Source organism: Sphingomicrobium aquimarinum (assembly GCF_039655735.1).
Lineage (GTDB): Bacteria > Pseudomonadota > Alphaproteobacteria > Sphingomonadales > Sphingomonadaceae > Sphingomicrobium > Sphingomicrobium aquimarinum.
The window spans coordinates 291,315-311,390 of record NZ_JBBYXH010000001.1; the positions used below are offsets into that span (position 1 = coordinate 291,315).

Here is a 20,076-nt window from a genome sequence, read left to right on the forward strand (position 1 = left end):
TAGATGGAAGAGACGATGCCACGCGCACGACGATCAAACGACTGGGGTTTTCCCCGCTGGCGCGCCTACGGTGAATCGAGCCGCGAGGCCGCCAAGGTGCGCCTGTGCGACCGTGTCGATTGTTCCGAGGCTGGAGACCGACCTGCGCCCAAGGCGCCAAACAGCCCGGAACGCTGGTATTTCTGCGAGAAACATGCGGCGGAATACAACAAGAACTGGAATTATTTCCAAGGCTTGTCGAAGGAAGAAGCCGCCAAGCGGGCGGCCGATGAAAGCCGCGACGCCTCGGGGTTCCGCCAGAGTGCGCACTACGAATGGGCGGGCTCGGGCGACGGCAGCAGGAGCCGCGACGAGATGCGTGCGCTCGACCTCTTCGGCCTCGACGCGCATGCGGAGTTCAAGGACGTCCGCCAAGTCTACCGCAAGCGTGCCAAGGAACTGCACCCCGACGTCAATCCGGGCGATGCAGAGGCGGCGGCCGAGTTCCAGAAGGTCAAGGCAGCCTATGACGTGCTGAAAAGCGCCGAAGAACGACGACAGGCCCTCGGCTAGGGCTTCATGTAGGTGGCGGCGACATGCGCCAGCTCGCCGCCATTCTCGATACGCGCAGTCCCCCGCACGAAGGCGATCTTTTTCGTCAGCTTATAACATTCGCACCGCGCGATGATGGTCCCATCGTCGATCGTCGCGGGACGCAGATAGTCCAGCCGCATATCGACGGTAACGATGGTCTTGAAACCACCCAGCTTCTGCCAGACCGCGGCACCGCCGCACGCATCGAGCAAGCCCACGATGGCGCCGGAAGCGAGGATCCCGCCGTCCTCGACGCCCACCAGTTCGGCTTTCGGCTGAAGGCACATCTCGATCCATCCCTCGCCTTCGTCGTGGAACGTGTAGCCGAGCGCCTTGCCGTGCCCGACCGACCCTGCAAGCTTTAGAAAACGCGGTAGATCGAACTCCGCCCCCGGCTCGCCGAGACTGCTCACGCCAACCGCCCCGCCGTTTCCTTGATGAGCGCGATCATGTTGGGAACGCCCTGCGTGCGGTTCGACGACAATTCGTTCGCGAGGTCGAAGGGTGCCAGTGCCGCGTGGATGTCGGTCGCGGCGACCTCGGCAGCGGGCTTGTCCTGAACCGCGCTCAGGACCAGCGCAACGATGCCTTTTGTGATGGCGGCATTGCTATCGGCAAGAAAATGCAGCGTGTCGTTATCCTGCGTCGGATAGACCCAGACGCTGGCCGAACAGCCGCGCACCTTGGTCGCGTCGGTCTTGAGCGCCTCGGGCATCGGCTCGAGCTTTCGGCCCAGATCGATGAGCAGGCGATAGCGATCTTCGCTATCGAGAAACTCATATTCGGTCTGCAGGTCGGACAGGGGAGGAAGGGACATGTCGCCGCCCTAGCCAAGCCTCAACGGTCGCGCAATTCCTCGATCTGACGGGTGAGCGTGTCTTCCTTCTCGACCGCGATCCGTTCGAGCACCTGCACGCGGTCTCGCAGCTTCACCACTTCGTCGCGGAGCATCTTCATTTCGCCATCGTCGGGGACATTCTCGCGGATGCGCTGACGCGTCTTGGCATTTTCCTTCACGACCCCGCCGATGGTGGCGATGAGGACGATCGCGACGACCATCGAAAACGGATCCATGTCTATTCCTTTTCTTCGCGCCGCGGCTCGGGCGGCTGTCCGGCCTTGGGAGGTCGCGGCGGCAAGGTAGCCAGCCTATCGATTTCCTCCGACAGGCGCGAGGGCTTGTCCGTCACGATCCGCTCGAGCGTTTCGAGCCGATCGTAGACCTGGTCGAGTTGTTCGCGCAGCGCGACATTCTCGGCCTTCAGCCTTGCATCTGCGGCGCCCCTTTCATCGGAGCTCCCCTTCCGATTGGTGACATTGCCATATTCGAGCACCAGTCCGCCGACGAGTGCGATCAGCACGATGACAAAGATACCGATGACGATCAGAGTGGACATCAGCGGCCTCTCGCCACGCTCTCGCGTACTCCGTATTCGGGAAGATCGCGCAATGCCTCGATCTGATCGGCGGTCTCGATGCCGCGGTCGGTCGCGATCCGCTCGAGCACGCGCAACCGTTTCTCCAGTGCCTCGATCCGGGCCTCATGCGCCTCGGCTCGCGTGCCCTCCTCACGGCGAACTTCGTTCCCGAGCTCGTCGGTGATCGGGTAGCCATATTTGGCGCGCTGCCAGTTCGAGAGGAACGTCCCGATGCTGGTCAGCGCGATGATCGCGATGATGAATTCAAACGTGCCCATCAATTCGCCCCCTTCTTGCGTTCGAGCTGCTCGATCTCGCGCGCTACGCTGTAGCTCTGATCGGTGACGATGCGTTCGACCGTCTCGACGCGTTCCTTCATCGCGCTCATCTGCGCGCGCAGTTCGGCGTTTTCGCCGGTGAGAAGCTTGATTCGCTCCTCCGCCTCGCGATCCTTGTGCGGATGGATGGCGTTGCCCCAGCTTCCTTCCAGCGGATAGCCGTTCTTGATCCGGAGCCAGGTGGTCAGCACCCAGCCTAGAACCCATGCGACCATCACGATCGTCACGAAGGGCGCAAGTTCGATAAAGAGTGAAAGATCCATTTTTGGCTGTCCCCTATTTGAGCTCGTCGATCTGGCGGGCGAGGACGCGGTTCTCGCTCGTCACATAGCTCTCGATATCGGCGAGGCGACGGTCGATCGAGCGGAACTGGGAATGGATCTGCTTGGCCGACTTGGTCGGCGACGCGCGCACCCCGCGCCAGAAACGCTGGTCTTCCTCGTCCTCGTAGCGAAGTTCGGCAGGCTTATCCTCGGCAATGATCGCCGTGAGGATATAGAGCAGCACGGCCGATCCGCTGCTGGCGAGGATGGCGAAGAGCACCATGACGCGCATCATCGTGAGGTCGATGCCGGTGTAGTCCGACAGTCCCGCGCAGACGCCCGCGACCTTCCCGTTGGCCTTGTCTTTGTAGAATTTCGTGCGGGACGGGGGAGGGGCCATTATCCGCGCTCCCGGCGACGCGCGAGCAACTCCTGGTGCTCGGCGAGGAGATCGTCTGCACGGTCGAGCAGCGCCTGGTCGCGGTTCTGCTCTGGGAGCGCGCACTTGCGGCGCCAGTCCGGATCTTCCGCGCTCATGATCCGCTCGATCGTGCAGAGGCGATCGTCGAGGCGCCGCGCGGCGTCGTGCAGATCCTCGAGAAGCTTTTCGTCCGGTTGCGTCAGCGTCGCCTGACTTTTCCACTTGGTGATATAGTGAAACACCAGCCACGGCAGCGCGATGAAGATCGCTGCAATGGCAAAGAAGCCCATGAATTCGTCCATCATCTTCCCCTTTATCGCGCGCGAGGCGCGTTATTCGATTTATCCCTTGTTCCTGAGCGCGGCCTTCATGGCCTCCAGCTCGGCGTCGACCTTGTCGGACGAACGCAGCTCCGAAATCTCTTCCTCGAGGCTCTTGGGGCCCGTCATGCCGAGCGCGTCGGCCTGGCCTTCCGCCATGTCGGCGCGGCGTTCGAGGCTCTCGAAGCGCGAGAAGGCATCCTGCGTACGGTTGCCGTTGAGGACTTCGCGCGCCTTGTGACGGCTCATCGCGCTTTCGAGGCGATTGGCGATCGAATTCTGGCGGCTGCGGGCCTCGCGAAGCTTCGTCTGCAGCTTCGAAATGTCCTCCTCATAGACCTTGAGCGTCTCTTGGATCTGCCCGATTTCCTCACGCAGACCGTCGGCAAGGTCCTTGGCCTTCTGCCGTTCCACGAGCGCCTGCTTGGCGAGATCCTCGCGATCCTTCGACAAGGCCAATTCGGCCTTCTCGGTCCAGCTATCCTGCAGCCCATCGAGGCGCACCAATGCCCTGCGAATTTCCTTCTCGTCCGCGATCGAGCGCGCGGCGGATGCACGAACCTCGACGAGGGTCTCTTCCATCTCGAGGATGATCATGCGGATCATGCGTGCCGGGTCTTCGGCACGGTCGAGCAGCTCGGTCATGTTAGCTGCGAAAATGTCCCTTACACGGGAAAAGATGGCCATATGCGGCTCCCAATAATCGTTCTCAGTCCCAACTATGCCAGAAACATGCCAGTTCTGGGTGAGCTAGGACTTTCCGGGTTTTCTCCAAAGTCCAAGACCGGAAGATGTGAAACTTCTTGCCAAATGGTGGCAAAAAATACCACATGAAATCCCATGGAGCGGACGAACCAGTTTGTGGGCCAGTCGCTGGCTTTTCTCGACGCCGTCGAGCGTGCCAGCAAGGCCGCCCCGCTCAATCGGCCCGTGCTCGTCATCGGCGAGCGGGGCACGGGCAAGGAACTGATCGCCGAACGCCTTCATCGCCTGTCGACCCGCTGGTCCGGACCCTTGGTGACGATGAACTGCGCGGCGCTTCCCGAGAGTCTGATCGAAGCCGAACTTTTCGGGCACGAGGCGGGCGCCTTCACCGGCGCAAGCAAAGCCCGCCAGGGTCGGTTCGAGGAAGCCGACGGCGGCACGCTCTTTCTCGACGAGCTGGCAACCTTGTCATCGGGTGCGCAGGACCGCCTGTTACGCGCTGTGGAATATGGAGAAATTACGCGCATCGGTGCCTCGAAGCCCGTTCGCGTGGACGTGCGGATCGTGGCGGCGACCAACGAACATCTCCCCAAGCTCGTCGACCAGGGCAAGTTTCGCGCCGACCTTCTCGACCGCTTGAGCTTCGAAGTCGTGACCCTGCCGCCGCTTCGGGCGCGCGAAGGCGATATCACGCTCCTCGCCGAGCATTTCGGACGGCGCATGGCGGTCGAGCTCGACTGGCCCAACTGGCCGGGGTTCGAAAAGCGCGCCGAAGCGCGGCTCGAGGAGTACGCCTGGCCCGGAAACGTTCGTGAGCTCCGCAACGTCATCGAGCGCGCGGTCTACCGCGCCGATGATCCCGAGAGGCCTGTCGCCGAGATCAATTTCAATCCTTTTAAGTCGCCGTGGGCGCCGCTTCCGGGCGATGGCGCTCGCAGCGATTCCGCTGACCCGGATCGCGCGGAGATACCGGGGTCGGAGACCGCTGCGGTTCCGCTCGCCACAGACGATTTCAAGTCCGCGGTTGCCGATTATGAGAAAGCATTGATCGCCGACGCGCTCGAGCGCCAGCGCTACAATCAGCGTGCGACGGCCGAGGCGCTGGGCCTCAGCTACGATCAGCTGCGCCACGCCATCAAGCGACTGAAGCTCAACACCGATCCGATCGATTAATTTCGCTCATCGCTCCCCAAGTGCAACGGTGGGCGTCCGCGCGCGTTGGCGAGGTGAACCCTCAAGGACCAACAGGAGCATTTCATGGCCTTCACCCTTCCCGAACTTCCCTTCGCCAAGGACGCACTGGGCGACAACATGTCCGCTGAGACGCTGAGCTATCATCACGGCAAGCATCACAAGGCCTATGTCGACAAGACCAACAAGGCGATCAAGGACCATAAGCACGACCTGAAGAGCAAGAAGCTTTCCGAGGTCATCAAGCACGCCAGCGAGAATGGCGAGCAGGGTCTCTTCAACAACAGCGCGCAGGTCTGGAACCATAGCTTCTTCTGGCAAGGTCTCGCCCCCGAGGGTTCGACCAAGCCTTCAGACAAGCTCCAGTCGATGATCGAGAGCGATTTCGGGTCGACCGACAAGCTTCTCGAAAAGCTGCAGGAAGAAAGTGCCGGCCATTTCGCCAGCGGGTGGGGTTGGCTCATCCTCAACAACGGCAAGCTGGAAATCACCAGCCTCCACGATGCCGACACGCCCGTCGTGCACGGCATGACCCCGCTGTTCACCGTCGACGTCTGGGAACATGCCTATTATCTGGACTACCAGAATGCGCGCCCCGACTATCTGAAGAGCGTGCTCCACAACATCGTCAACTGGGATTTCGTCAGCCAGAACCTCGACGGCAACGGTATTTCCCGCGCCGACCAGGACGCCTAGACTTCCTGTTCATACGAACGATGAGGGCGGTGACTTCGGTCGCCGCCCTTATTGTTTGAGCCGGCTTCCGGTGCGGAAGATGTACGTAATCGCGCCAAGCGGAATCAGAATGACGAGCGCCATCGCGACAAGGCTCGCGACGAGCGGGACGTCGGCGACACCGTAGAAGGTCCAGCGATAGGCCGAGACGAGATAGACGATGGGGTTGAACAGCGTGACCGTTCGCCAGGGTTCGGCCAGAGAGTCGACCGAATAGAAAATGCCGCCAAGAAAGGCGAGGGGTGTCACAACGAGAAGCGGCGCGAACTGCAACTGTTCGAAATTGTCGGCGAGCAGCCCGATGAGGAAGCCGAAAAGGCAGAACCCCACCGCGATCGCAACGAGGAACAGCAGCATCAGCAATGGATGCTCGAGCCGCACTTCGACGAACAAGGTCGCCGTCGCCAGTGTGACGAGTGCGAGGATGAAGGACTTCGTGACGGCCGCTCCCACATAGCCAAGCACCGTCTCGAACGGCGACAGCGGCGCCGACAGGATCTCGTAGATGGTCCCCGTGAACTTCGGGAAGTAGATCCCGAAACTCGCGTTCGCGATCGACTGGGTCAGCACCGCCAGCAGGATCAGCCCCGGGACAATGAAACTGCCATAATCGATCCCGCCCATGTCGCTCATTCGCCCGCCGATCGCGGAGCCGAACACGAGGAAGTAGAGCGAGGTCGTGATGACCGGCGCGACGAGGCTTTGCCCCAGCGTCCGCCGCCAGCGCGACATTTCGAACTTGTAGATGGCGAAGAGGCCACGCAGGTTCATGATGCCCGCTCCTCGTTGACGAGGGATACGAAGATGTCTTCGAGGCTCGACTGCTGCGTCGTCAGGTCGCGCCACGACAGTCCGAGGGTATCGAGCTCGCGCATCAGTGTCGGGATGCCGGTCGTCTCCGCGTTGCTGTCGAACTGATAGGAAATCTCGTGCCCTTCGTCTCCGAGCTGGAGATCCCAGGGTTCGAGTGCGGCGGGGATTTGTGACAGGGGTTCGTCCAGAAAGATCTTGAGTGTCCTGCGCCCCATCTGGCTCATGAGTTCGACCTTGCTGCCGAGGGCGACCAGTTCGCCGCCGCGGATCACGCCGACGCGGTCCGCCATCTCCTCGGCTTCCTCGATATAGTGGGTGGTGAGGATGATCGTGGTCCCATCCGCCTTCAACTTGCGCACCAACTCCCACATATCGCGTCGCAGTTCGACGTCGACGCCGGCAGTAGGTTCGTCGAGGAACAGGATCTCGGGCTGGTGCGAGAGCGCCTTGGCGATCATCACGCGACGCTTCATGCCGCCCGACAATTCCATCATCCGCGACTTGCGCTTGTCCCACAGCGTCAGCCGCTTCAGGATGTCTTCCAGATAGGCATCGTCGGCGGCCTTCCCGAACAGTCCGCGCGAGAAGCGCACCGTGTCCCAGACGGTCTCGAACGCCTCGGTCGTGAGTTCCTGCGGGACAAGCCCGATGCGCTCGCGTGCGGGGCGATACTGGTCTTCGATGTCATAACCGTCGACGGTCACGCTGCCGCCCGTCTTGGTGACGATGCCGCAGACGATCGAGATCAACGTCGTCTTGCCCGCGCCGTTGGGACCGAGCAGCGCGAAGATCTCGCCCCGCTCGATCTCGAGATCGATGCCTTTCAGCGCGAGCGTGCCGCTGCCGTAGGCCTTGGTCACACCCTCGATCGTGATGATGCTCATGTGTCGGAACCTGAAATATCGAGGCCATTGCGGGAGAGCATCGGAAACTGGCTGGCGGCAAACAGGAAGGTGAGAGGAAGGAAGCCCCACAGTTTGAAGCCAATCCAGAATGACGTCGAAAAGTTACGCCAGACGACTTCGTTGAGTGACGCCATGATGACAAAGAAAATGGCCCAGTTGCGCGAAAGCAGGCTCCATCCGCGTGGCGTCAGGCCGGGGTAGGCCGCCCCCAAGAGGGATTGGAGGAGATTGCGCCCGGTAAGATATCCCCACCCGAGCAGCACGGCGGCGAGCGCATAGAAGAGGGTCGGCTTCATCTTGATGAAATTGCCGTCGCGCGTGAACCAGGTGATGGCCGCCGACACCGCAACCAGCACCAGCGACATGAGCTGAAGCGTGGTGACCTTGCCGGTTCGCCGATAGCCGATCCCCATCGCGACGATCATGGCCGCCAAAAAGGCTCCCGTGCCGATGAGCAGCCGTTGAACCTCTTCTCCCGGCGCGAACTTGAAGGCCGCGAAATAGAGAATGAGCGGCCCGACATCGAGCAGCAGCTGCAACCCTGTGCTGCCGCTCTTCTTGTCGGTGAGTTCGGGGCCGGGATGCTGGTCGGTCATGCGGGCGGCAAGCCGGCGATCGCGCGGGCGACCGCGCGCGGATCGAAGGGGCGAAGGTCGTCCACGCCCTCGCCGACGCCGATGGCGTGAATGGGAAGCCCGAACTTCTCGGCCGCCGCGACCATCACACCGCCGCGTGCGGTGCCGTCCAGCTTGGTCATGACGAGCCCGGTCACATTGGCGACCTCGCGGAAGACCTCGATCTGGTTGATGGCATTCTGGCCCGTCGTGGCGTCGAGGACAAGGATCACGTCGTGCGGGGCCTCCTCGTTGAGTTTTCCCAGCACGCGGCGGATCTTCGCAAGTTCGTCCATGAGGTAGGATTTGTTCTGGAGGCGACCCGCCGTATCCACGATCAGAACATCCTCGCCCGTCGCCGTCGCCTGCTTGACCCCGTCGAATACGATCGAAGCGGGGTCGCCGCCCTCGGGCCCCGCGATCACGGGCGCATGGATACGATCGCCCCAGATCTTCAGTTGCTCGATGGCAGCGGCGCGGAAGGTGTCGCCGGCGGCCAGCAGCACGCCATAATCCTGTTCCATGAGCAGATGGCCGATCTTGCCGATGGTGGTCGTCTTTCCCGAGCCATTCACGCCGATCACCAACATGACGTGCGGCCGGGGAAAGCCGTACACATCCAGTGGCTTTGCCACCGGCGTAAGGATGGCCTCGATTTCTTCGGCGAGGATCGTGCGCAGTCCGCGTTCGTCGAGCTGGTCGAACTTGCGCGCCGCGATCGCATCGCGAATGCGCTTGGAGGCTTCGGGACCGAGGTCGGACGCGATCAGCGCCTCCTCGATATCGTCGAGTGTCGCGATATCGAGGGCCTGTTTGGACGTGATGCCCGAGATATTCTCGCCCACGCGGTCAGCGGTCTTGCGGAAGCCGCCCGTGAGACGGTCGAGCCAACTCATTGAAATTCCCCCGTCAGTCCCTTGTCGTCGGCGTCCGTAACCATCGCCTCGCCGTAGTCGCCACGAACCGTGCCCGCAATGGCGATCGGCGCGAAGCCGTCGGTATGGCCGCGGCCGTGATTTTCGATCAGGACGGGCTGCATGGTTCCGACCTGGCTTTCGAGCCATTGCTGGCGGTGCGCCGCTGCCCGCTCCCGCAACCGCGCCGCTCGTGCCTTGATGAGCGCCCGGTCGACCTGGGGCATTCGCGCCGCCGGTGTGCGATCGCGTGGGCTGAACGGGAAGATGTGCGCTGCAACGATGTCGCAATCTTCGATCAAGGCGAGACTGTTCGCGAACATCGCGTCCGTTTCGGTCGGGAAGCCAGCGATGATGTCGGCGCCGATCGTGACCTCGGGACGCGCGGCCTTTAGTCGCTCGACGATCCTTACGGCCTGCGCTCGGCTGTGGCGCCGTTTCATGCGCTTCAGGATCATGTCGTCACCTGCCTGGAGGGAGAGGTGGAAATGGGGGAGGAGGCGAGGATCACCACTGAGAAGCTCGAACAGCGCCCCGTCCATCTCGATACTGTCGAGGCTGGAGAGGCGTAGTCGCCGTAGTCGCGGTTCGTCGGCGAGCAGGCGCTGGAGCAGGTCGCCGAGGCGCATTCCGTCGCGGTCGTAGCTGGTGATATCGACACCCGTGACGACGATCTCGTGCGCACCGCCGTCTAGCTCCCCAGCTACCGCTTGGCGCACTTCGTCGTAGGGAAGCGACACGCTGTTTCCGCGACCGTAGGGGATGGTGCAGAAGGTGCAGCGATGGTCGCAGCCCGTTTGCACCGACACGAAGCTGCGGACCTTTCCGCTATTGCCCGCTGCCACCGTCGCCTTGCGGGACGTCATGACGTCGCTGACGCAAGTATCTGTTTTTCCCAGGAGTCTATCGAGGTCGAGCTTGTCGGCATTGCCAATGAGACCATCGACTTCGGGCATCGCAGCCAGAGCGTCGGACTCCACCTGCGCCGCGCATCCGGTGACCAGCAGCCGAGCATCGGGCCGCGCCTTCCGGGCCTTGCGAATGTGTTGCCGGGTCGTGCGCACCGCTTCGTTGGTCACGGCACAGCTGTTGATGACGGTCACGTCGCGCGCGCCCGCTGCTTCGAGCTTGCGCCGGATCGTCTCGGTTTCGGCAAAGTTGAGGCGACACCCCAATGTGATCGTCTCGACACTCATGCCAGTGCCTCGAGGTCGATCTCGCCCGAGAAGACGTGGGTCGCACCGCCCTGCATGAGGATCGGCTCGCCCGGTGCCCAACTGATCGTCAGCGAGCCGCCCGCCATCCGCACTTCCACCGGCGACACGACGAGCCGCCGTCGGATCGCCGCTACCGCCGTCGCACAGGCACCCGTACCGCACGCTTGCGTGAGCCCGACCCCGCGCTCGAACGTCCGCAGATTCAGTGCCTTATCCTCGACAGTTGCGACGTTGACGTTGATGCGATCGGGAAACGCTGGGTCGCGTTCGATCGATGCGCCATGTTCGCCTAGCATCGCTTCCTCGCCATTCTCGACAAAGAAGACGAGATGCGGATTGCCGACGTTCACGGCGTCCGGACGATCGAACGGGCCCCAGCCCATCGGGACCGGAAAGGTATCGACGGGATCAGCCATCGGAATGGCATCCCACTCGAAGCGCGGCGGCGGCAATCGAACGCTGATCTCGTCGCCGATCTCGGCCGCTTCGAGCATTCCGCCTGCTGTCTCGATCGTGGTTGCCCCGGTCAGCGCAGCGACACAGCGTGTGGCATTACCGCACGCTTCCGCCTCGCCGCCGTCAGCATTCCAGATGTCCATCGCGATCACCGCGCGCGCGCTCGGGCGGATGCGGATCAACTGGTCGCAGCCGACGCCCCGGTGCCGATCGCACAAGGCACGTCGCTGCGCCTTCGTCGGTTCGATCGCGGTCTCCCGCGCATCGAGAATGACGAAATCGTTGCCGAGGCCGTGCATTTTGTGGAAGCTGACGCTCATAGGAACGCGATCTAGGGTGAGGGACAGGGAAGGGCAACCATGCCGCCAAGCGAGGACATCACCAACCGCCAGCAGGCGCAGGAGTTGATCGACTTCTGGTTCGAGGAGGCGGGCGAAGCGAAATGGTGGCGCAAGGACCCCGACTTCGACGCCGAGATCGCGCGGCGCTATGGCGATCTGCGTCGTCACATCATCGAGACGAAGGCCGCCGAGTGGCGCAAAGGGCCGCGCCGCATGCTCGCTGCCATCCTGATGCTCGACCAGTTCAGCCGCAATCTCCATCGCGGGTCGGCAGAAGCCTTCGAACAGGATCCGCTCGCCCGTCGCCTGACCCGCCGCGCCATCGAACTCGGCTACGACCAGAAGCTGGAAGAACGGTATCGCACCTTCATCTACATGCCGCTGATGCACAGCGAGGATCTCGACGATCAGGAAGAAGCCGTCGCCTTGTACGAGAAACTCGATCCCGAGATGGCCAAGTTCGCCCGGCTGCACCGCGACCAGATCGAGGCATTCGGGCGTTTTCCGGGTCGCAACGAGGCGCTGGGGCGCGAGAGCACGCCGGCGGAGCAGCGCGCGCTCGACAACGGGGCGGCCTTCTAGGCGAACTTGACGGGAACGGCGCGCTCGCCTATCGCCTCCCTGTCCCATGGGATGACATATCGCGAAGCGCTGCGGCGCACGCTGGCCGACGAGGTTTCGTCCGCCGGCGATTTTTGCGTTATGCGCCATGCGGCACGTGATTGAGGAGAAAGACTTTTGTTCGACAGCCTGAGCGATCGCCTTGGCACCGTCTTCGACAAGATCCGCGGCCGCGGAGCCTTGACCGAAAGCGACGTGCGCGATGCGATGCGCGAGGTGCGTGTCGCGCTGCTCGAGGCGGACGTGGCGCTTCCGGTGGCGCGCAAGTTCGTCGAACAAGTCACCGAACGCGCGGTCGGCGAGGAAGTCGTCAAGTCGGTCACGCCGGGACAGATGGTCGTCAAGATCGTCAACGACGCGTTGGTCGAGTTGCTCGGCAGCGAGAATGCCGAACTCAATCTCAAGGTTACGCCGCCTGCGGTCATCATGGTCGTCGGCCTGCAGGGGTCGGGCAAGACGACCTCTACCGCCAAGCTCGCCAAACGCCTGACGGAAAAGGATCGCAAGAAGGTCCTGATGGCGTCGCTCGACGTCGCGCGTCCCGCGGCGCAGGAGCAGCTTGCGGTGCTGGGGCGGCAGGCGGGCGTAGATACGCTTCCGATCGTTCCCGGCCAGCAGCCGACCGATATCGCCAAGCGCGCGCTCCAGGCGGGCAAGCTGCAGGGCTATGACGTCCTCATGCTCGATACCGCGGGTCGCCTGCACGTCGACGATGCGCTGATGGGCGAAATGAAGGCGGTCGGCGCGGCGGCCGATCCCGCCGAAACCTTGCTCGTCGTCGACAGCCTCACGGGGCAGGACGCGGTCAACGTCGCCAAGGGCTTCTCCGCCGAGATCAACCTTACCGGCGTGATCCTCACCCGTATGGATGGTGACGCACGCGGTGGTGCGGCGCTCTCGATGCGCGAGGTCACGGGCAAGCCGATCAAGTTCGCGGGCACGGGCGAGGGGCTCGATGCACTCGAGCCTTTCCATCCGGACCGCGTCGCGGGCCGCATTCTCGGCATGGGCGACGTCGTGTCGCTGGTCGAGCGCGCGGCCGAAACGGTCAAGGCCGAAGACGCCGAGCGGCTCGCCAAGAAGATGGAGAAGGGCAAGTTCGATCTCGACGATCTCGCCCTCCAGCTCCAGCAGATGAAGCGCATGGGTGGCATCGGCGCACTCGCCAAGATGATGCCCGGCATGAAGCAGGCCGCGCAGGTCGACGACAACGCGCTCACGCGTCTGGAAGCGATGATGAGCTCGATGACCGCCGAGGAGCGGGCGCGGCCCAAGATCATCAATGCCAAGCGCAAGAAGCGGATCGCGGCCGGCTCGGGAACGACCGTTCAGGAGGTCAACAAGCTTCTCAAGATGCACCAGGGCATGGAAGGCATGATGAAGAAGCTCAAGAAAATGGGCGGCTTCGGCAAGCTCGCAAGCATGTTCGGCGCGGGACCCGATCTGGAAGGCGAGGACGGCAAGATGCCGCAGCTTCCGCCCGGCGGCCTGCCGGGGCTGGGCGGTCCCGGAATGCCCAACAACCTTCCGCCAGGTTTCGACAAGTTTTCAAAGAAATAACGACACTTACTTCAGAAGGAATATCATTATGGCAGTTGCAATTCGTCTCGCCCGTGGTGGCGCCAAGAAGCGTCCCTATTACCGCATCGTCGTGGCCGACAGCCGCAACTCGCGCGATGGCCGTTTCATCGAGCGCGTCGGCAGCTACAACCCGCTGCTTGCCAAGGACGACCCCGAGCGCGTGAAGCTCGACAAGGAGCGTATCGAGCATTGGATTTCGGTCGGCGCCCAGCCCACCGATCGCGTCCTGCGCTTCCTCGACGCCGAGGGCATGATGAAGCGCGAAGCGCGCAACAACCCGCAGAAGGCCGAGCCTGGCGACAAGGCCAAGGAACGCGCCGAGGAGCGTGCCGAGAAGGAAGCGGCGGCCAAGGAAGCGGCGGAAGAAGCGAAGAACGCTCCGGCCGAAGAAGAAACGTCCGAGGAAGTTTCGGCTGAAGAAACCCCCGCCGCAGAAGACAAGGGTGAGACCGAAGCCGCCGAAGAAGGCGAAAAGGCCGAGTAACGGCGCATGGCGGGCGCGGACGACAAACGCATCGCGCTCGCCGCCATCGCCGGTGCGCACGGCGTGCGGGGCGAGCTTCGCCTCAAGCTGTTCGCCGACGGCATCGATACGCTGAAAAAACAGAAGGCGCTGTTCGTCGGTGAGGACGAGCGGCGCCTTCTGTCGATCCGGGCCAATGCGAAGGGCGCGATCGCCCGGCTCGAGGGTTGCGACAGCCGCGAGGCGGCAGAAGCCTTGCGCGGCACGCTGATCGAGATCGACCGTGAGGCGCTACCACCCTTGGAAGAAGGCGAATATTATCTCGAAGACCTGCTGGACCTATCGGTGGTCGACGAGACCGGTGCTACCGTTGGAAAGATCGTCGCTGTCGAGAATTACGGTGCCAGCGATGTCGTCGAGATCGAGCGCGACAACGGCAAGCGCTTCATGGTGCCCTTGACCGAGGCCGCGGTGCCCGAGTGGGACGACGAGCGGCTCGTCGTGAACAGCCTCTACGTCGACGCCTGAGCGACCGGCGCGCGGCGGATCGGTTCGCGTTTGGCAAGGTCGTTGCGGATCGTGGTCGACGCGACGCCGCCCTGACCCATGGCATTGGAAATCTGATCGAGACCGATGACGACGTCTCCTGCGGCGTAAAGCCCCTCGATATTCGTACGCATATGATCGTCGACGTGGATACAGCGTTCACCCTTCAGGAGCGCGCCGACCATTTCCGCGAGCTGCACGTGGGGATCAGACCCTAACGCTGGATAAATGCTGTCGAAAGAGAGTGTCTCGCCGCTCTCGACGCTGACGTGAATCTCCCCGTCGCCGGGACGAATGTCGGTAATCGGCCCGTCGACTCGCGCGATTCCGGCATCTTTGAGCTCGTCGCGACAATCGCTGGTAAGATCCTGTTCTCCATCGGAAATCAACGTGATGTCGGCGGTAAAACCGCGGATGAAGCTCGCTTCGGCGGCCGCATGATCGCCGGTTCCGATGACGCCGACACGCTTGTCGGTGACCTCGTAGCCATCGCAGACCGGGCAATAGCGGATCAGCCCTTCGGCCATCGCGGCATCGTGGGTTTCCTTGTCGATCATGGGCGGGCGACGGTTGGTGACCCCGGTCGCCAGCAGTACGGTTCTTGCCTCGACCGGGCCAGAACCCCAGTCCGCGACGAACATGCCGTCGTCCTTCTTCTCCAGACGCGTGACATGTCCGTTCTTGATTTCGGCCTGGTAGCGGACTGCCTGCTCGCGCATCCGCTTGAGGAGTTCCTCGCCATTGATCCCATCGGGAAAACCGGCGTGATTATGGCTGGTGGGAATCCACTTGGCGCGGCTGTCGCCTCCGTCGATCACCCAGGTGTCGAGATGATATCGGGCCAGATAGATAGCGGCGGTAAGACCCGCAGGGCCGGCACCGATGACGAGGCAGTCGAGGGGATGATCGCGCATGGCGGGTCAATCCGTACCAAGGCGCATCGTTCCTGCGGATCGGGAACGCTTTTCCTCGCCCGAACGTCGACGCGGCATGAAAAAAATTGTCGCCCTCGTGCCCTTCGCCCTGATCGCCGCCTGTGCAGCTCCCGATACCCCGCCTCCCGCAGCGTCCGATGGCGCTTCCGGGACACGGCCCGCCGGAGAGCCTCAGCTCTACAGTTTCGAAGGGACGCTCTCGCGAGGCACCGAGTGCGCGGTTCTCGCAGGCGATAACGGTCGTCGATGGTCCGTATCCAGCAGCGGCATCGACGCGCAGATGTACGGCAAACGCGTCCGCATCGTCGGAGAGATCGCCGACGCGAGTTTCTGCATGGAAGGCGAAGGAACGATCATCGCGACGCAAGTGACGGCGCTTCGTTAGTCGCTACCCACTCGTCAGCCTCAAGAGCGTTCGCTAGGGCACGATCATGACTTTCCGCGCTTCCGTCCTGACGCTCTACCCCGACATGTTTCCCGGGCCGCTGGGCACGTCCTTGGCGGGGCGTGCGCTCGAGGAGGGGAGGTGGAGGCTCGATGCGCGCAACATCCGCGACTTCGCTACCGACAAGCATCGCACCGTCGACGATACGCCCGCCGGTGGTGGTGCGGGCATGGTGCTCAAGTGCGACGTCCTCGCCGCCGCGCTCGACAGCGTCGCAGACGGGCGCCCTATGCTGGCGATGAGCCCGCGCGGACGCCCCCTGACCCAGGCGAAAGTTCGAGAGCTGGCGGCAGGCGAGGGGGCCATCGTCCTGTGCGGACGTTTCGAAGGGTTCGACGAGCGGATCTTCGAGGCGCGGGCCGTCGAACCCATCAGCGTGGGCGACTATATTCTCTCGGGTGGCGAGATCCCCGCGATGCTCCTGCTCGACGCTTGCATTCGCCTGCTTCCCGGGGTAATGGGCGCGACCTCTAGCGGAGAGGAAGAGAGCTTCGAGAACGGGCTGCTCGAATATCCGCATTATACCCGACCACAGGAATGGGAGGGGCGCACGATCCCCGAAGTGCTGCGATCGGGGGATCATGCGCGCATCGCGGCATGGCGTGAACAGCGCGCCCGCGAGGATACACGGTCACGGAGGCCGGACCTATGGGAGCGTCACGGGGATGCTCCAGGTCAGTCTCCCTCTGGCGCGCGGCGAAAGACATAGGGTTTTTGTGAACATGAACATCATCCAGACGCTCGAGCAGGAAACCATCGAAGCGCTCGGCAAGGACATCCCCGATTTCCGCCCCGGCGACACGCTTCGTGTCGGTGTGCGCGTGGTCGAGGGCGAACGCACCCGTATTCAGAATTACGAAGGTGTCTGCATCGCCCGCTCCAACAAGGGCGCGGGTTCGAGCTTCACCGTCCGCAAGATTTCGTTCGGCGAAGGCGTGGAGCGTGTGTTCCCGCTCTATTCGCCTAACGTCGACAGCATCACCGTCGTGCGCCGTGGCGCCGTGCGCCGCGCCAAGCTCTACTATCTGCGTGGCCGCACCGGTAAGTCGGCGCGTATCGCCGAGCGCAAGGACAACCGTCCGGCCAAGGGCGAAAAGACCGACGCGTAAGACGTTCGTCGATCTGCGACTTGCACATGATGAAGGCGTCCGGCACCAATGCCGGGCGCCTTTTTCTTTTAGCCTACCCGTTCGGAGACTCCCATTCATGCGATCCCTTCTTCTCAGCGCCGTCGCGGCCGCCAGCCTCGTCATGACCACGCCCGCTAGCGCGCAGGACGGCGCGGCGTCTAAGGAACTGACGCTCGACCGCATTTTCGGCTCTCCTTCCCTCAATGGCACCAGCCCGCGCGGCGTGATGCTCGCGCCCGACGGCTCCTACCTGACGATGCTTCGACCGCGCGAGAACGATGCACGCCGCTACGACCTGTGGGCGCTACCCGCCGATGGGGGCGAGTGGCGGATGCTTGTCGACAGCATGAAGGTGGGAACGGGTGCCGAACTCTCCGAAGCCGAGAAGATGCAGCGCGAGCGTGCGCGCATCGGCAACCTATCCGGAATCGTTACGTACCAGTGGGCGCCCGACAGCCAGTCGCTGCTCGTCCCGATCGACGGCGACCTTTATCTTGCGGGCGTCGACGGCAGCGTGCGGCGCCTTACTGAAACCGAAGAGGGCGAACTCAATCCGTCCCTGAGCCCCAAGGGCAACTATGTCGGCTTCGTGCGCGATGCGCGTCTTTATGTGGGTGCACTCGGCCAAGAGCCGCGTCCGATCACTCCCGAGGAGGAAAGCGATCTCGTCCACTGGGGCGAGGCCGAATTCGTCGCGCAGGAAGAGATGAGCCGCAACACCGGCTACTGGTGGGGCCCCAACGACAAGCGCATCGCGGTCCAGCGGTTCGATGAAAGCCCGGTCGGCGTCGTCACGCGCACCTCGATCGGCGCGGGCGGCACCTCGACCTATGATCAGCGCTATCCGGCCGCCGGTACCGATAACGTCCTCACCGATCTCTATGTCATCGACGTCGCCAGCGGCGAGCGCGTCAAGGTCGATCTGGGCGAGGAAACCGACATCTATCTTGCGCGCGTCAACTGGTCGCGCGACGGCGAAACCCTCTATGTCCAGCGCCAGAACCGCGCGCAGACCGTGCTCGACATGCTCAAGGTCGATCCGGCCACGGGGGCGAGCGAAATCCTCTTCAGCGAACGCGCCGCGGAGGGGCACTGGACGAACCTCTCGGACAGCTACAAATTCCTTGAGGATGGCAATCTCGTCTGGTGGTCCGAACGCGACGGCTACGGCCATCTCTACCTGCTCGACACCGACACCGGCCACTGGCGTCAACTGACCAGCGGCGAATGGGTCGTCGGAAGCCTGTCCGGAGTGAACGAGAAGACGGGCATGCTCTATTTTTCGGGCAACCGCGAAGGGCCGCTCGAGACCCATCTCTATTCGCTGGACTATCGCACCGCTGGCGCGCAGCCGAAGCTGCTGACCGAGCCCGGCTACACCTATGGCTGGGGCATGGACAAGGATGCGAGCCGCGCGATCGTCGGTCGCTCCAATCCCTCGCAGCCGAGCCAGCTCTATTTCGCCGATGCAAATGCGCAGCGGATCGAATGGATCGAGGAGAACAAGCTCGACGCCGATCATCCCTATGCGCCCTACCTCGCGAGCCATCGCCCCACGCAATACGGCACCATCAAGGCGCCCGACGGCACCGATCTCTATTACGAGATGATCATGCCCGAGGGCATGAAGCCCGGCGAACGCTATCCCGTCTTCTTCCAACACTATGGCGGCCCGCACGCGCAGACGGTCGTGAAAGGCTGGAGCGGCGCGCTGCAGCAGTGGATCGTCGATCAGGGTTACATCTGGTTCCAGATCGACAATCGCGGGTCGGACAATCGCGGGGTCGATTTCGAGAAGCGTATCTATCGCGCGATGGGTGGCATCGAGGTCGAGGATCAGAAGCTGGGCGCGGAGTGGCTCAAGCAACAGGATTTCGTCGATCCTGACCGGATCGCCACCTACGGCTGGAGCTATGGCGGCTACATGACGCTGCTCATGCTGGGCAAGGATCCCGGCCTCTATGCGGCGGGCATTGCGGGAGCGCCGGTGACCAAGTGGGAACTCTACGACACCCATTATACCGAGCGCTACATGGGCGATCCGCGCGAGGTGCCGGAGGCCTATACGGCAGCCAGCACCTTCCCGACGGCCGCGAACATCGCCGATCCGCTTCTGCTCATCCACGGCATGAGCGACGACAATGTCGTGCTCGATAACAGCACGCAGATGGCGGCCGCTATGCAGGAAGCGCGCGTGCAGTTCGATATGGCCTTCTATCCCGGCTACACCCACCGCGTTGGCGGCCCCAACATCTCGGTTCAGTTGTGGGAAACGATCATGCGCTTCCTCCGCCAGAACGGGGTAGAGGGTGGACCGCGCTAGGGCGCGCGTCGCCGCGGTCCGCGCGGCGATCGTCATCGGTGTCGTAGCCGCACTCGCATTCGGTTTTCGCGAACTGGTGAGTGCGCGCTGCTTCGCGTTGACCGGTGAACTCGTCTGTTCGGGACCGGCGGACGAACGCCGCGTGGCGCTCAGCTTCGACGATGGTCCCACCGCGCGCGGGATCGAGCAGGTCCTCCCTGCGCTCGAGCAGGCAGGGGTTTCGGCGACCTTCTTTCTGGAGGGCGAGGCGGTCGCGGAGCGTCCCGAACTCGTCGCGAAAATTGTCGCGGCGGGACACGAAGTCGGCAATCACAGCTGGTCGCATGATGCGATGATCGGGGTAGGTGCGGCGGACTATGAGGCAGAATTGCGCCGCACCGACGCGGCGATCGTCGCGGCAGGCGCGCCCCGGCCGCGCTATTTTCGTCCGCCCTACGGCAAGAAGTTTATCGGCCTTGGACGTGCGGTCGATGCCAATGCGCAACGCATGATCCTGTGGAATGTCGAGGAGCCTTCGGCGTCGCGCGGGGTCGACGCTTATGTCGACGGCATCATGGAGCAGGTGGAACCGGGTGCCATTCTTCTCGTCCACCCGATGTTTGCCTCGCGCGAGGTCGAGCGCGCCGCCTTGCCCATTCTCCTCCGCCGGTTGGCGAAGGAGGGTTATGCCGTGGGCACGGTAGGTGACTTGCTGGGGAGCGGCGAAAATGAGCAATAGATCCGGAGAGATCGGCTTTCGGCGCGCCTGGTCGATCCAAGGCCAGGCCATAAAGCCCGCCCGCTCACAACGTATAGCGAATTCGTGAGC

Annotated in this window: 28 protein-coding genes; 12 read left to right on the forward strand and 16 right to left on the reverse strand. The window is 63.1% G+C overall.

The window, feature by feature from the left end; translation table 11 throughout:
• The first annotated feature begins 15 nt into the window (after positions 1–15).
• Positions 16–552, forward strand: coding sequence for a J domain-containing protein (locus WJS89_RS01550; protein WP_346339171.1), 537 nt, complete (start codon positions 16–18; stop codon positions 550–552).
• Here WJS89_RS01550 and WJS89_RS01555 read toward each other — a convergent pair.
• The 9 genes from WJS89_RS01555 to pspA are packed head-to-tail and all read right to left on the reverse strand — an operon-like array spanning position 549 to position 4,020.
• Positions 549–986, reverse strand: coding sequence for a PaaI family thioesterase (locus WJS89_RS01555; RefSeq protein ID WP_346339172.1), 438 nt, complete (start codon positions 984–986; stop codon positions 549–551). The two genes, WJS89_RS01550 and WJS89_RS01555, sit on opposite strands and share 4 nt — an antisense overlap.
• Positions 983–1,390, reverse strand: a complete 408-nt coding sequence (locus WJS89_RS01560) for a SufE family protein (protein WP_346339173.1) — start codon at positions 1,388–1,390, stop codon at positions 983–985. Before WJS89_RS01560 ends, WJS89_RS01555 begins: the two co-directional genes overlap by 4 nt.
• Before the next feature lie 20 nt (positions 1,391–1,410).
• Positions 1,411–1,647 (reverse strand): hypothetical protein, encoded by a 237-nt coding sequence (locus tag WJS89_RS01565; RefSeq protein WP_346339174.1) that lies wholly within the window; start codon positions 1,645–1,647, stop codon positions 1,411–1,413.
• Positions 1,648–1,649: 2 nt separating this feature from the next.
• The gene (locus WJS89_RS01570; RefSeq protein ID WP_346339175.1) at positions 1,650–1,970 is read right to left on the reverse strand and encodes a hypothetical protein; all 321 of its coding nucleotides are present in this window, start codon (positions 1,968–1,970) and stop codon (positions 1,650–1,652) included.
• Positions 1,970–2,269, reverse strand: coding sequence for a hypothetical protein (locus WJS89_RS01575; protein WP_346339176.1), 300 nt, complete (start codon positions 2,267–2,269; stop codon positions 1,970–1,972). Before WJS89_RS01575 ends, WJS89_RS01570 begins: the two co-directional genes overlap by 1 nt.
• Positions 2,269–2,592: a hypothetical protein gene (locus tag WJS89_RS01580; RefSeq protein WP_346339177.1), complete on the reverse strand. Its 324-nt coding sequence runs from the start codon at positions 2,590–2,592 to the stop codon at positions 2,269–2,271. Before WJS89_RS01580 ends, WJS89_RS01575 begins: the two co-directional genes overlap by 1 nt.
• Positions 2,593–2,605: 13 nt before the next feature.
• On the reverse strand, positions 2,606–2,992 hold the full coding sequence (gene pspC, locus WJS89_RS01585; RefSeq protein WP_346339178.1) for an envelope stress response membrane protein PspC: 387 nt from the start codon (positions 2,990–2,992) through the stop codon (positions 2,606–2,608).
• Complete coding sequence (gene pspB / locus WJS89_RS01590; protein ID WP_346339179.1) at positions 2,992–3,318, reverse strand: envelope stress response membrane protein PspB; 327 nt, start codon at positions 3,316–3,318, stop codon at positions 2,992–2,994. The genes pspC and pspB overlap by 1 nt, the downstream gene beginning before the upstream one ends.
• Positions 3,319–3,354: 36 nt before the next feature.
• Positions 3,355–4,020 carry a phage shock protein PspA gene (pspA, locus tag WJS89_RS01595; protein ID WP_346339180.1) on the reverse strand — a complete coding sequence of 222 codons (666 nt, stop codon included), beginning with the start codon at positions 4,018–4,020 and terminating at the stop codon, positions 3,355–3,357.
• Positions 4,021–4,173: 153 nt separating this feature from the next.
• Between pspA and pspF the strand changes: the two genes are divergently transcribed.
• Both pspF and WJS89_RS01605 read left to right on the forward strand, forming a co-directional pair.
• Complete coding sequence (gene pspF / locus WJS89_RS01600; protein ID WP_346339181.1) at positions 4,174–5,211, forward strand: phage shock protein operon transcriptional activator; 1,038 nt, start codon at positions 4,174–4,176, stop codon at positions 5,209–5,211.
• Positions 5,212–5,295: 84 nt separating this feature from the next.
• Positions 5,296–5,925 carry a superoxide dismutase gene (locus WJS89_RS01605; RefSeq protein ID WP_346339182.1) on the forward strand — a complete coding sequence of 210 codons (630 nt, stop codon included), beginning with the start codon at positions 5,296–5,298 and terminating at the stop codon, positions 5,923–5,925.
• Positions 5,926–5,973: 48 nt separating this feature from the next.
• Here the strand turns inward: WJS89_RS01605 and WJS89_RS01610 are convergent, their stop codons facing one another.
• The 6 genes from WJS89_RS01610 to dapF are packed head-to-tail and all read right to left on the reverse strand — an operon-like array spanning position 5,974 to position 11,203.
• Positions 5,974–6,735 (reverse strand): ABC transporter permease, encoded by a 762-nt coding sequence (locus tag WJS89_RS01610; protein ID WP_346339183.1) that lies wholly within the window; start codon positions 6,733–6,735, stop codon positions 5,974–5,976.
• The gene (locus WJS89_RS01615; protein WP_346339184.1) at positions 6,732–7,661 is read right to left on the reverse strand and encodes an ABC transporter ATP-binding protein; all 930 of its coding nucleotides are present in this window, start codon (positions 7,659–7,661) and stop codon (positions 6,732–6,734) included. Before WJS89_RS01615 ends, WJS89_RS01610 begins: the two co-directional genes overlap by 4 nt.
• Positions 7,658–8,278, reverse strand: a complete 621-nt coding sequence (locus WJS89_RS01620) for an inner membrane-spanning protein YciB (RefSeq protein ID WP_346339185.1) — start codon at positions 8,276–8,278, stop codon at positions 7,658–7,660. The genes WJS89_RS01615 and WJS89_RS01620 overlap by 4 nt, the downstream gene beginning before the upstream one ends.
• Positions 8,275–9,192 (reverse strand): signal recognition particle-docking protein FtsY, encoded by a 918-nt coding sequence (gene ftsY / locus WJS89_RS01625; protein WP_346339186.1) that lies wholly within the window; start codon positions 9,190–9,192, stop codon positions 8,275–8,277. The genes WJS89_RS01620 and ftsY overlap by 4 nt, the downstream gene beginning before the upstream one ends.
• Positions 9,189–10,406, reverse strand: a complete 1,218-nt coding sequence (gene mtaB, locus WJS89_RS01630; RefSeq protein ID WP_346339187.1) for a tRNA (N(6)-L-threonylcarbamoyladenosine(37)-C(2))-methylthiotransferase MtaB — start codon at positions 10,404–10,406, stop codon at positions 9,189–9,191. Before mtaB ends, ftsY begins: the two co-directional genes overlap by 4 nt.
• A complete protein-coding gene (gene dapF, locus WJS89_RS01635) occupies positions 10,403–11,203 on the reverse strand; it encodes a diaminopimelate epimerase (RefSeq protein ID WP_346339188.1) in 801 nt (266 codons plus the stop codon). Before dapF ends, mtaB begins: the two co-directional genes overlap by 4 nt.
• A gap of 39 nt (positions 11,204–11,242) precedes the next feature.
• Here dapF and WJS89_RS01640 point away from each other — a divergent pair, with 39 nt between their 5' ends.
• From WJS89_RS01640 to rimM, 4 genes are all read left to right on the forward strand, one after another.
• Positions 11,243–11,806 (forward strand): DUF924 family protein, encoded by a 564-nt coding sequence (locus WJS89_RS01640; RefSeq protein WP_346339189.1) that lies wholly within the window; start codon positions 11,243–11,245, stop codon positions 11,804–11,806.
• Between the two features lie 156 nt (positions 11,807–11,962).
• Entirely contained in the window at positions 11,963–13,405 is a 1,443-nt protein-coding gene (gene ffh, locus WJS89_RS01645) for a signal recognition particle protein (protein ID WP_346339190.1), read from the forward strand.
• Between the two features lie 28 nt (positions 13,406–13,433).
• Positions 13,434–13,910 carry a 30S ribosomal protein S16 gene (gene rpsP / locus WJS89_RS01650; RefSeq protein WP_346339191.1) on the forward strand — a complete coding sequence of 159 codons (477 nt, stop codon included), beginning with the start codon at positions 13,434–13,436 and terminating at the stop codon, positions 13,908–13,910.
• Between the two features lie 6 nt (positions 13,911–13,916).
• Complete coding sequence (rimM, locus tag WJS89_RS01655; RefSeq protein WP_346339192.1) at positions 13,917–14,417, forward strand: ribosome maturation factor RimM; 501 nt, start codon at positions 13,917–13,919, stop codon at positions 14,415–14,417.
• On the opposite strand, the gene WJS89_RS01660 is transcribed toward rimM, so the two are convergent.
• A complete protein-coding gene (locus tag WJS89_RS01660; RefSeq protein WP_346339193.1) occupies positions 14,402–15,349 on the reverse strand; it encodes an NAD(P)/FAD-dependent oxidoreductase in 948 nt (315 codons plus the stop codon). The genes rimM and WJS89_RS01660 overlap by 16 nt on opposite strands.
• Before the next feature lie 76 nt (positions 15,350–15,425).
• Between WJS89_RS01660 and WJS89_RS01665 the strand changes: the two genes are divergently transcribed.
• The 5 genes from WJS89_RS01665 (at position 15,426) to WJS89_RS01685 (ending at position 19,986) form a co-directional block, all read left to right on the forward strand.
• Complete coding sequence (locus WJS89_RS01665; protein ID WP_346339194.1) at positions 15,426–15,755, forward strand: DUF5818 domain-containing protein; 330 nt, start codon at positions 15,426–15,428, stop codon at positions 15,753–15,755.
• Between the two features lie 46 nt (positions 15,756–15,801).
• On the forward strand, positions 15,802–16,524 hold the full coding sequence (gene trmD, locus WJS89_RS01670; protein WP_346339195.1) for a tRNA (guanosine(37)-N1)-methyltransferase TrmD: 723 nt from the start codon (positions 15,802–15,804) through the stop codon (positions 16,522–16,524).
• Between the two features lie 13 nt (positions 16,525–16,537).
• Entirely contained in the window at positions 16,538–16,924 is a 387-nt protein-coding gene (gene rplS / locus WJS89_RS01675; protein WP_346339196.1) for a 50S ribosomal protein L19, read from the forward strand.
• A 97-nt stretch (positions 16,925–17,021) separates the two neighbouring features.
• Entirely contained in the window at positions 17,022–19,268 is a 2,247-nt protein-coding gene (locus WJS89_RS01680; protein WP_346339197.1) for a S9 family peptidase, read from the forward strand.
• A complete protein-coding gene (locus WJS89_RS01685) occupies positions 19,255–19,986 on the forward strand; it encodes a polysaccharide deacetylase family protein (RefSeq protein WP_346339198.1) in 732 nt (243 codons plus the stop codon). Before WJS89_RS01680 ends, WJS89_RS01685 begins: the two co-directional genes overlap by 14 nt.
• Positions 19,987–20,076: the final 90 nt, after the last annotated feature.

Bases quoted from the DNA above. Each gene is read 5' to 3' on its own strand.
- WJS89_RS01575 (WP_346339176.1), bottom strand. From the start codon at position 2,269: ATGGGCACGTTTGAATTCATCATCGCGATCATCGCGCTGACCAGCATC.
- WJS89_RS01665 (WP_346339194.1), top strand. From the start codon at position 15,426: ATGAAAAAAATTGTCGCCCTCGTGCCCTTCGCCCTGATCGCCGCCTGT.
- pspF (WP_346339181.1), top strand. From the start codon at position 4,174: ATGGAGCGGACGAACCAGTTTGTGGGCCAGTCGCTGGCTTTTCTCGAC.
- dapF (WP_346339188.1), bottom strand. From the start codon at position 11,203: ATGAGCGTCAGCTTCCACAAAATGCACGGCCTCGGCAACGATTTCGTC.
- rplS (WP_346339196.1), top strand. From the start codon at position 16,538: ATGAACATCATCCAGACGCTCGAGCAGGAAACCATCGAAGCGCTCGGC.
- pspC (WP_346339178.1), bottom strand. From the start codon at position 2,992: ATGGCCCCTCCCCCGTCCCGCACGAAATTCTACAAAGACAAGGCCAAC.
- WJS89_RS01605 (WP_346339182.1), top strand. From the start codon at position 5,296: ATGGCCTTCACCCTTCCCGAACTTCCCTTCGCCAAGGACGCACTGGGC.
- WJS89_RS01550 (WP_346339171.1), top strand. From the start codon at position 16: ATGCCACGCGCACGACGATCAAACGACTGGGGTTTTCCCCGCTGGCGC.
- WJS89_RS01565 (WP_346339174.1), bottom strand. From the start codon at position 1,647: ATGGATCCGTTTTCGATGGTCGTCGCGATCGTCCTCATCGCCACCATC.
- WJS89_RS01680 (WP_346339197.1), top strand. From the start codon at position 17,022: ATGCGATCCCTTCTTCTCAGCGCCGTCGCGGCCGCCAGCCTCGTCATG.
- WJS89_RS01615 (WP_346339184.1), bottom strand. From the start codon at position 7,661: ATGAGCATCATCACGATCGAGGGTGTGACCAAGGCCTACGGCAGCGGC.
- WJS89_RS01560 (WP_346339173.1), bottom strand. From the start codon at position 1,390: ATGTCCCTTCCTCCCCTGTCCGACCTGCAGACCGAATATGAGTTTCTC.
- trmD (WP_346339195.1), top strand. From the start codon at position 15,802: ATGACTTTCCGCGCTTCCGTCCTGACGCTCTACCCCGACATGTTTCCC.
- WJS89_RS01640 (WP_346339189.1), top strand. From the start codon at position 11,243: ATGCCGCCAAGCGAGGACATCACCAACCGCCAGCAGGCGCAGGAGTTG.
- pspA (WP_346339180.1), bottom strand. From the start codon at position 4,020: ATGGCCATCTTTTCCCGTGTAAGGGACATTTTCGCAGCTAACATGACC.
- mtaB (WP_346339187.1), bottom strand. From the start codon at position 10,406: ATGAGTGTCGAGACGATCACATTGGGGTGTCGCCTCAACTTTGCCGAA.
- WJS89_RS01580 (WP_346339177.1), bottom strand. From the start codon at position 2,592: ATGGATCTTTCACTCTTTATCGAACTTGCGCCCTTCGTGACGATCGTG.
- WJS89_RS01620 (WP_346339185.1), bottom strand. From the start codon at position 8,278: ATGACCGACCAGCATCCCGGCCCCGAACTCACCGACAAGAAGAGCGGC.
- WJS89_RS01660 (WP_346339193.1), bottom strand. From the start codon at position 15,349: ATGCGCGATCATCCCCTCGACTGCCTCGTCATCGGTGCCGGCCCTGCG.
- ftsY (WP_346339186.1), bottom strand. From the start codon at position 9,192: ATGAGTTGGCTCGACCGTCTCACGGGCGGCTTCCGCAAGACCGCTGAC.
- WJS89_RS01570 (WP_346339175.1), bottom strand. From the start codon at position 1,970: ATGTCCACTCTGATCGTCATCGGTATCTTTGTCATCGTGCTGATCGCA.
- rimM (WP_346339192.1), top strand. From the start codon at position 13,917: ATGGCGGGCGCGGACGACAAACGCATCGCGCTCGCCGCCATCGCCGGT.
- WJS89_RS01610 (WP_346339183.1), bottom strand. From the start codon at position 6,735: ATGAACCTGCGTGGCCTCTTCGCCATCTACAAGTTCGAAATGTCGCGC.
- pspB (WP_346339179.1), bottom strand. From the start codon at position 3,318: ATGATGGACGAATTCATGGGCTTCTTTGCCATTGCAGCGATCTTCATC.
- rpsP (WP_346339191.1), top strand. From the start codon at position 13,434: ATGGCAGTTGCAATTCGTCTCGCCCGTGGTGGCGCCAAGAAGCGTCCC.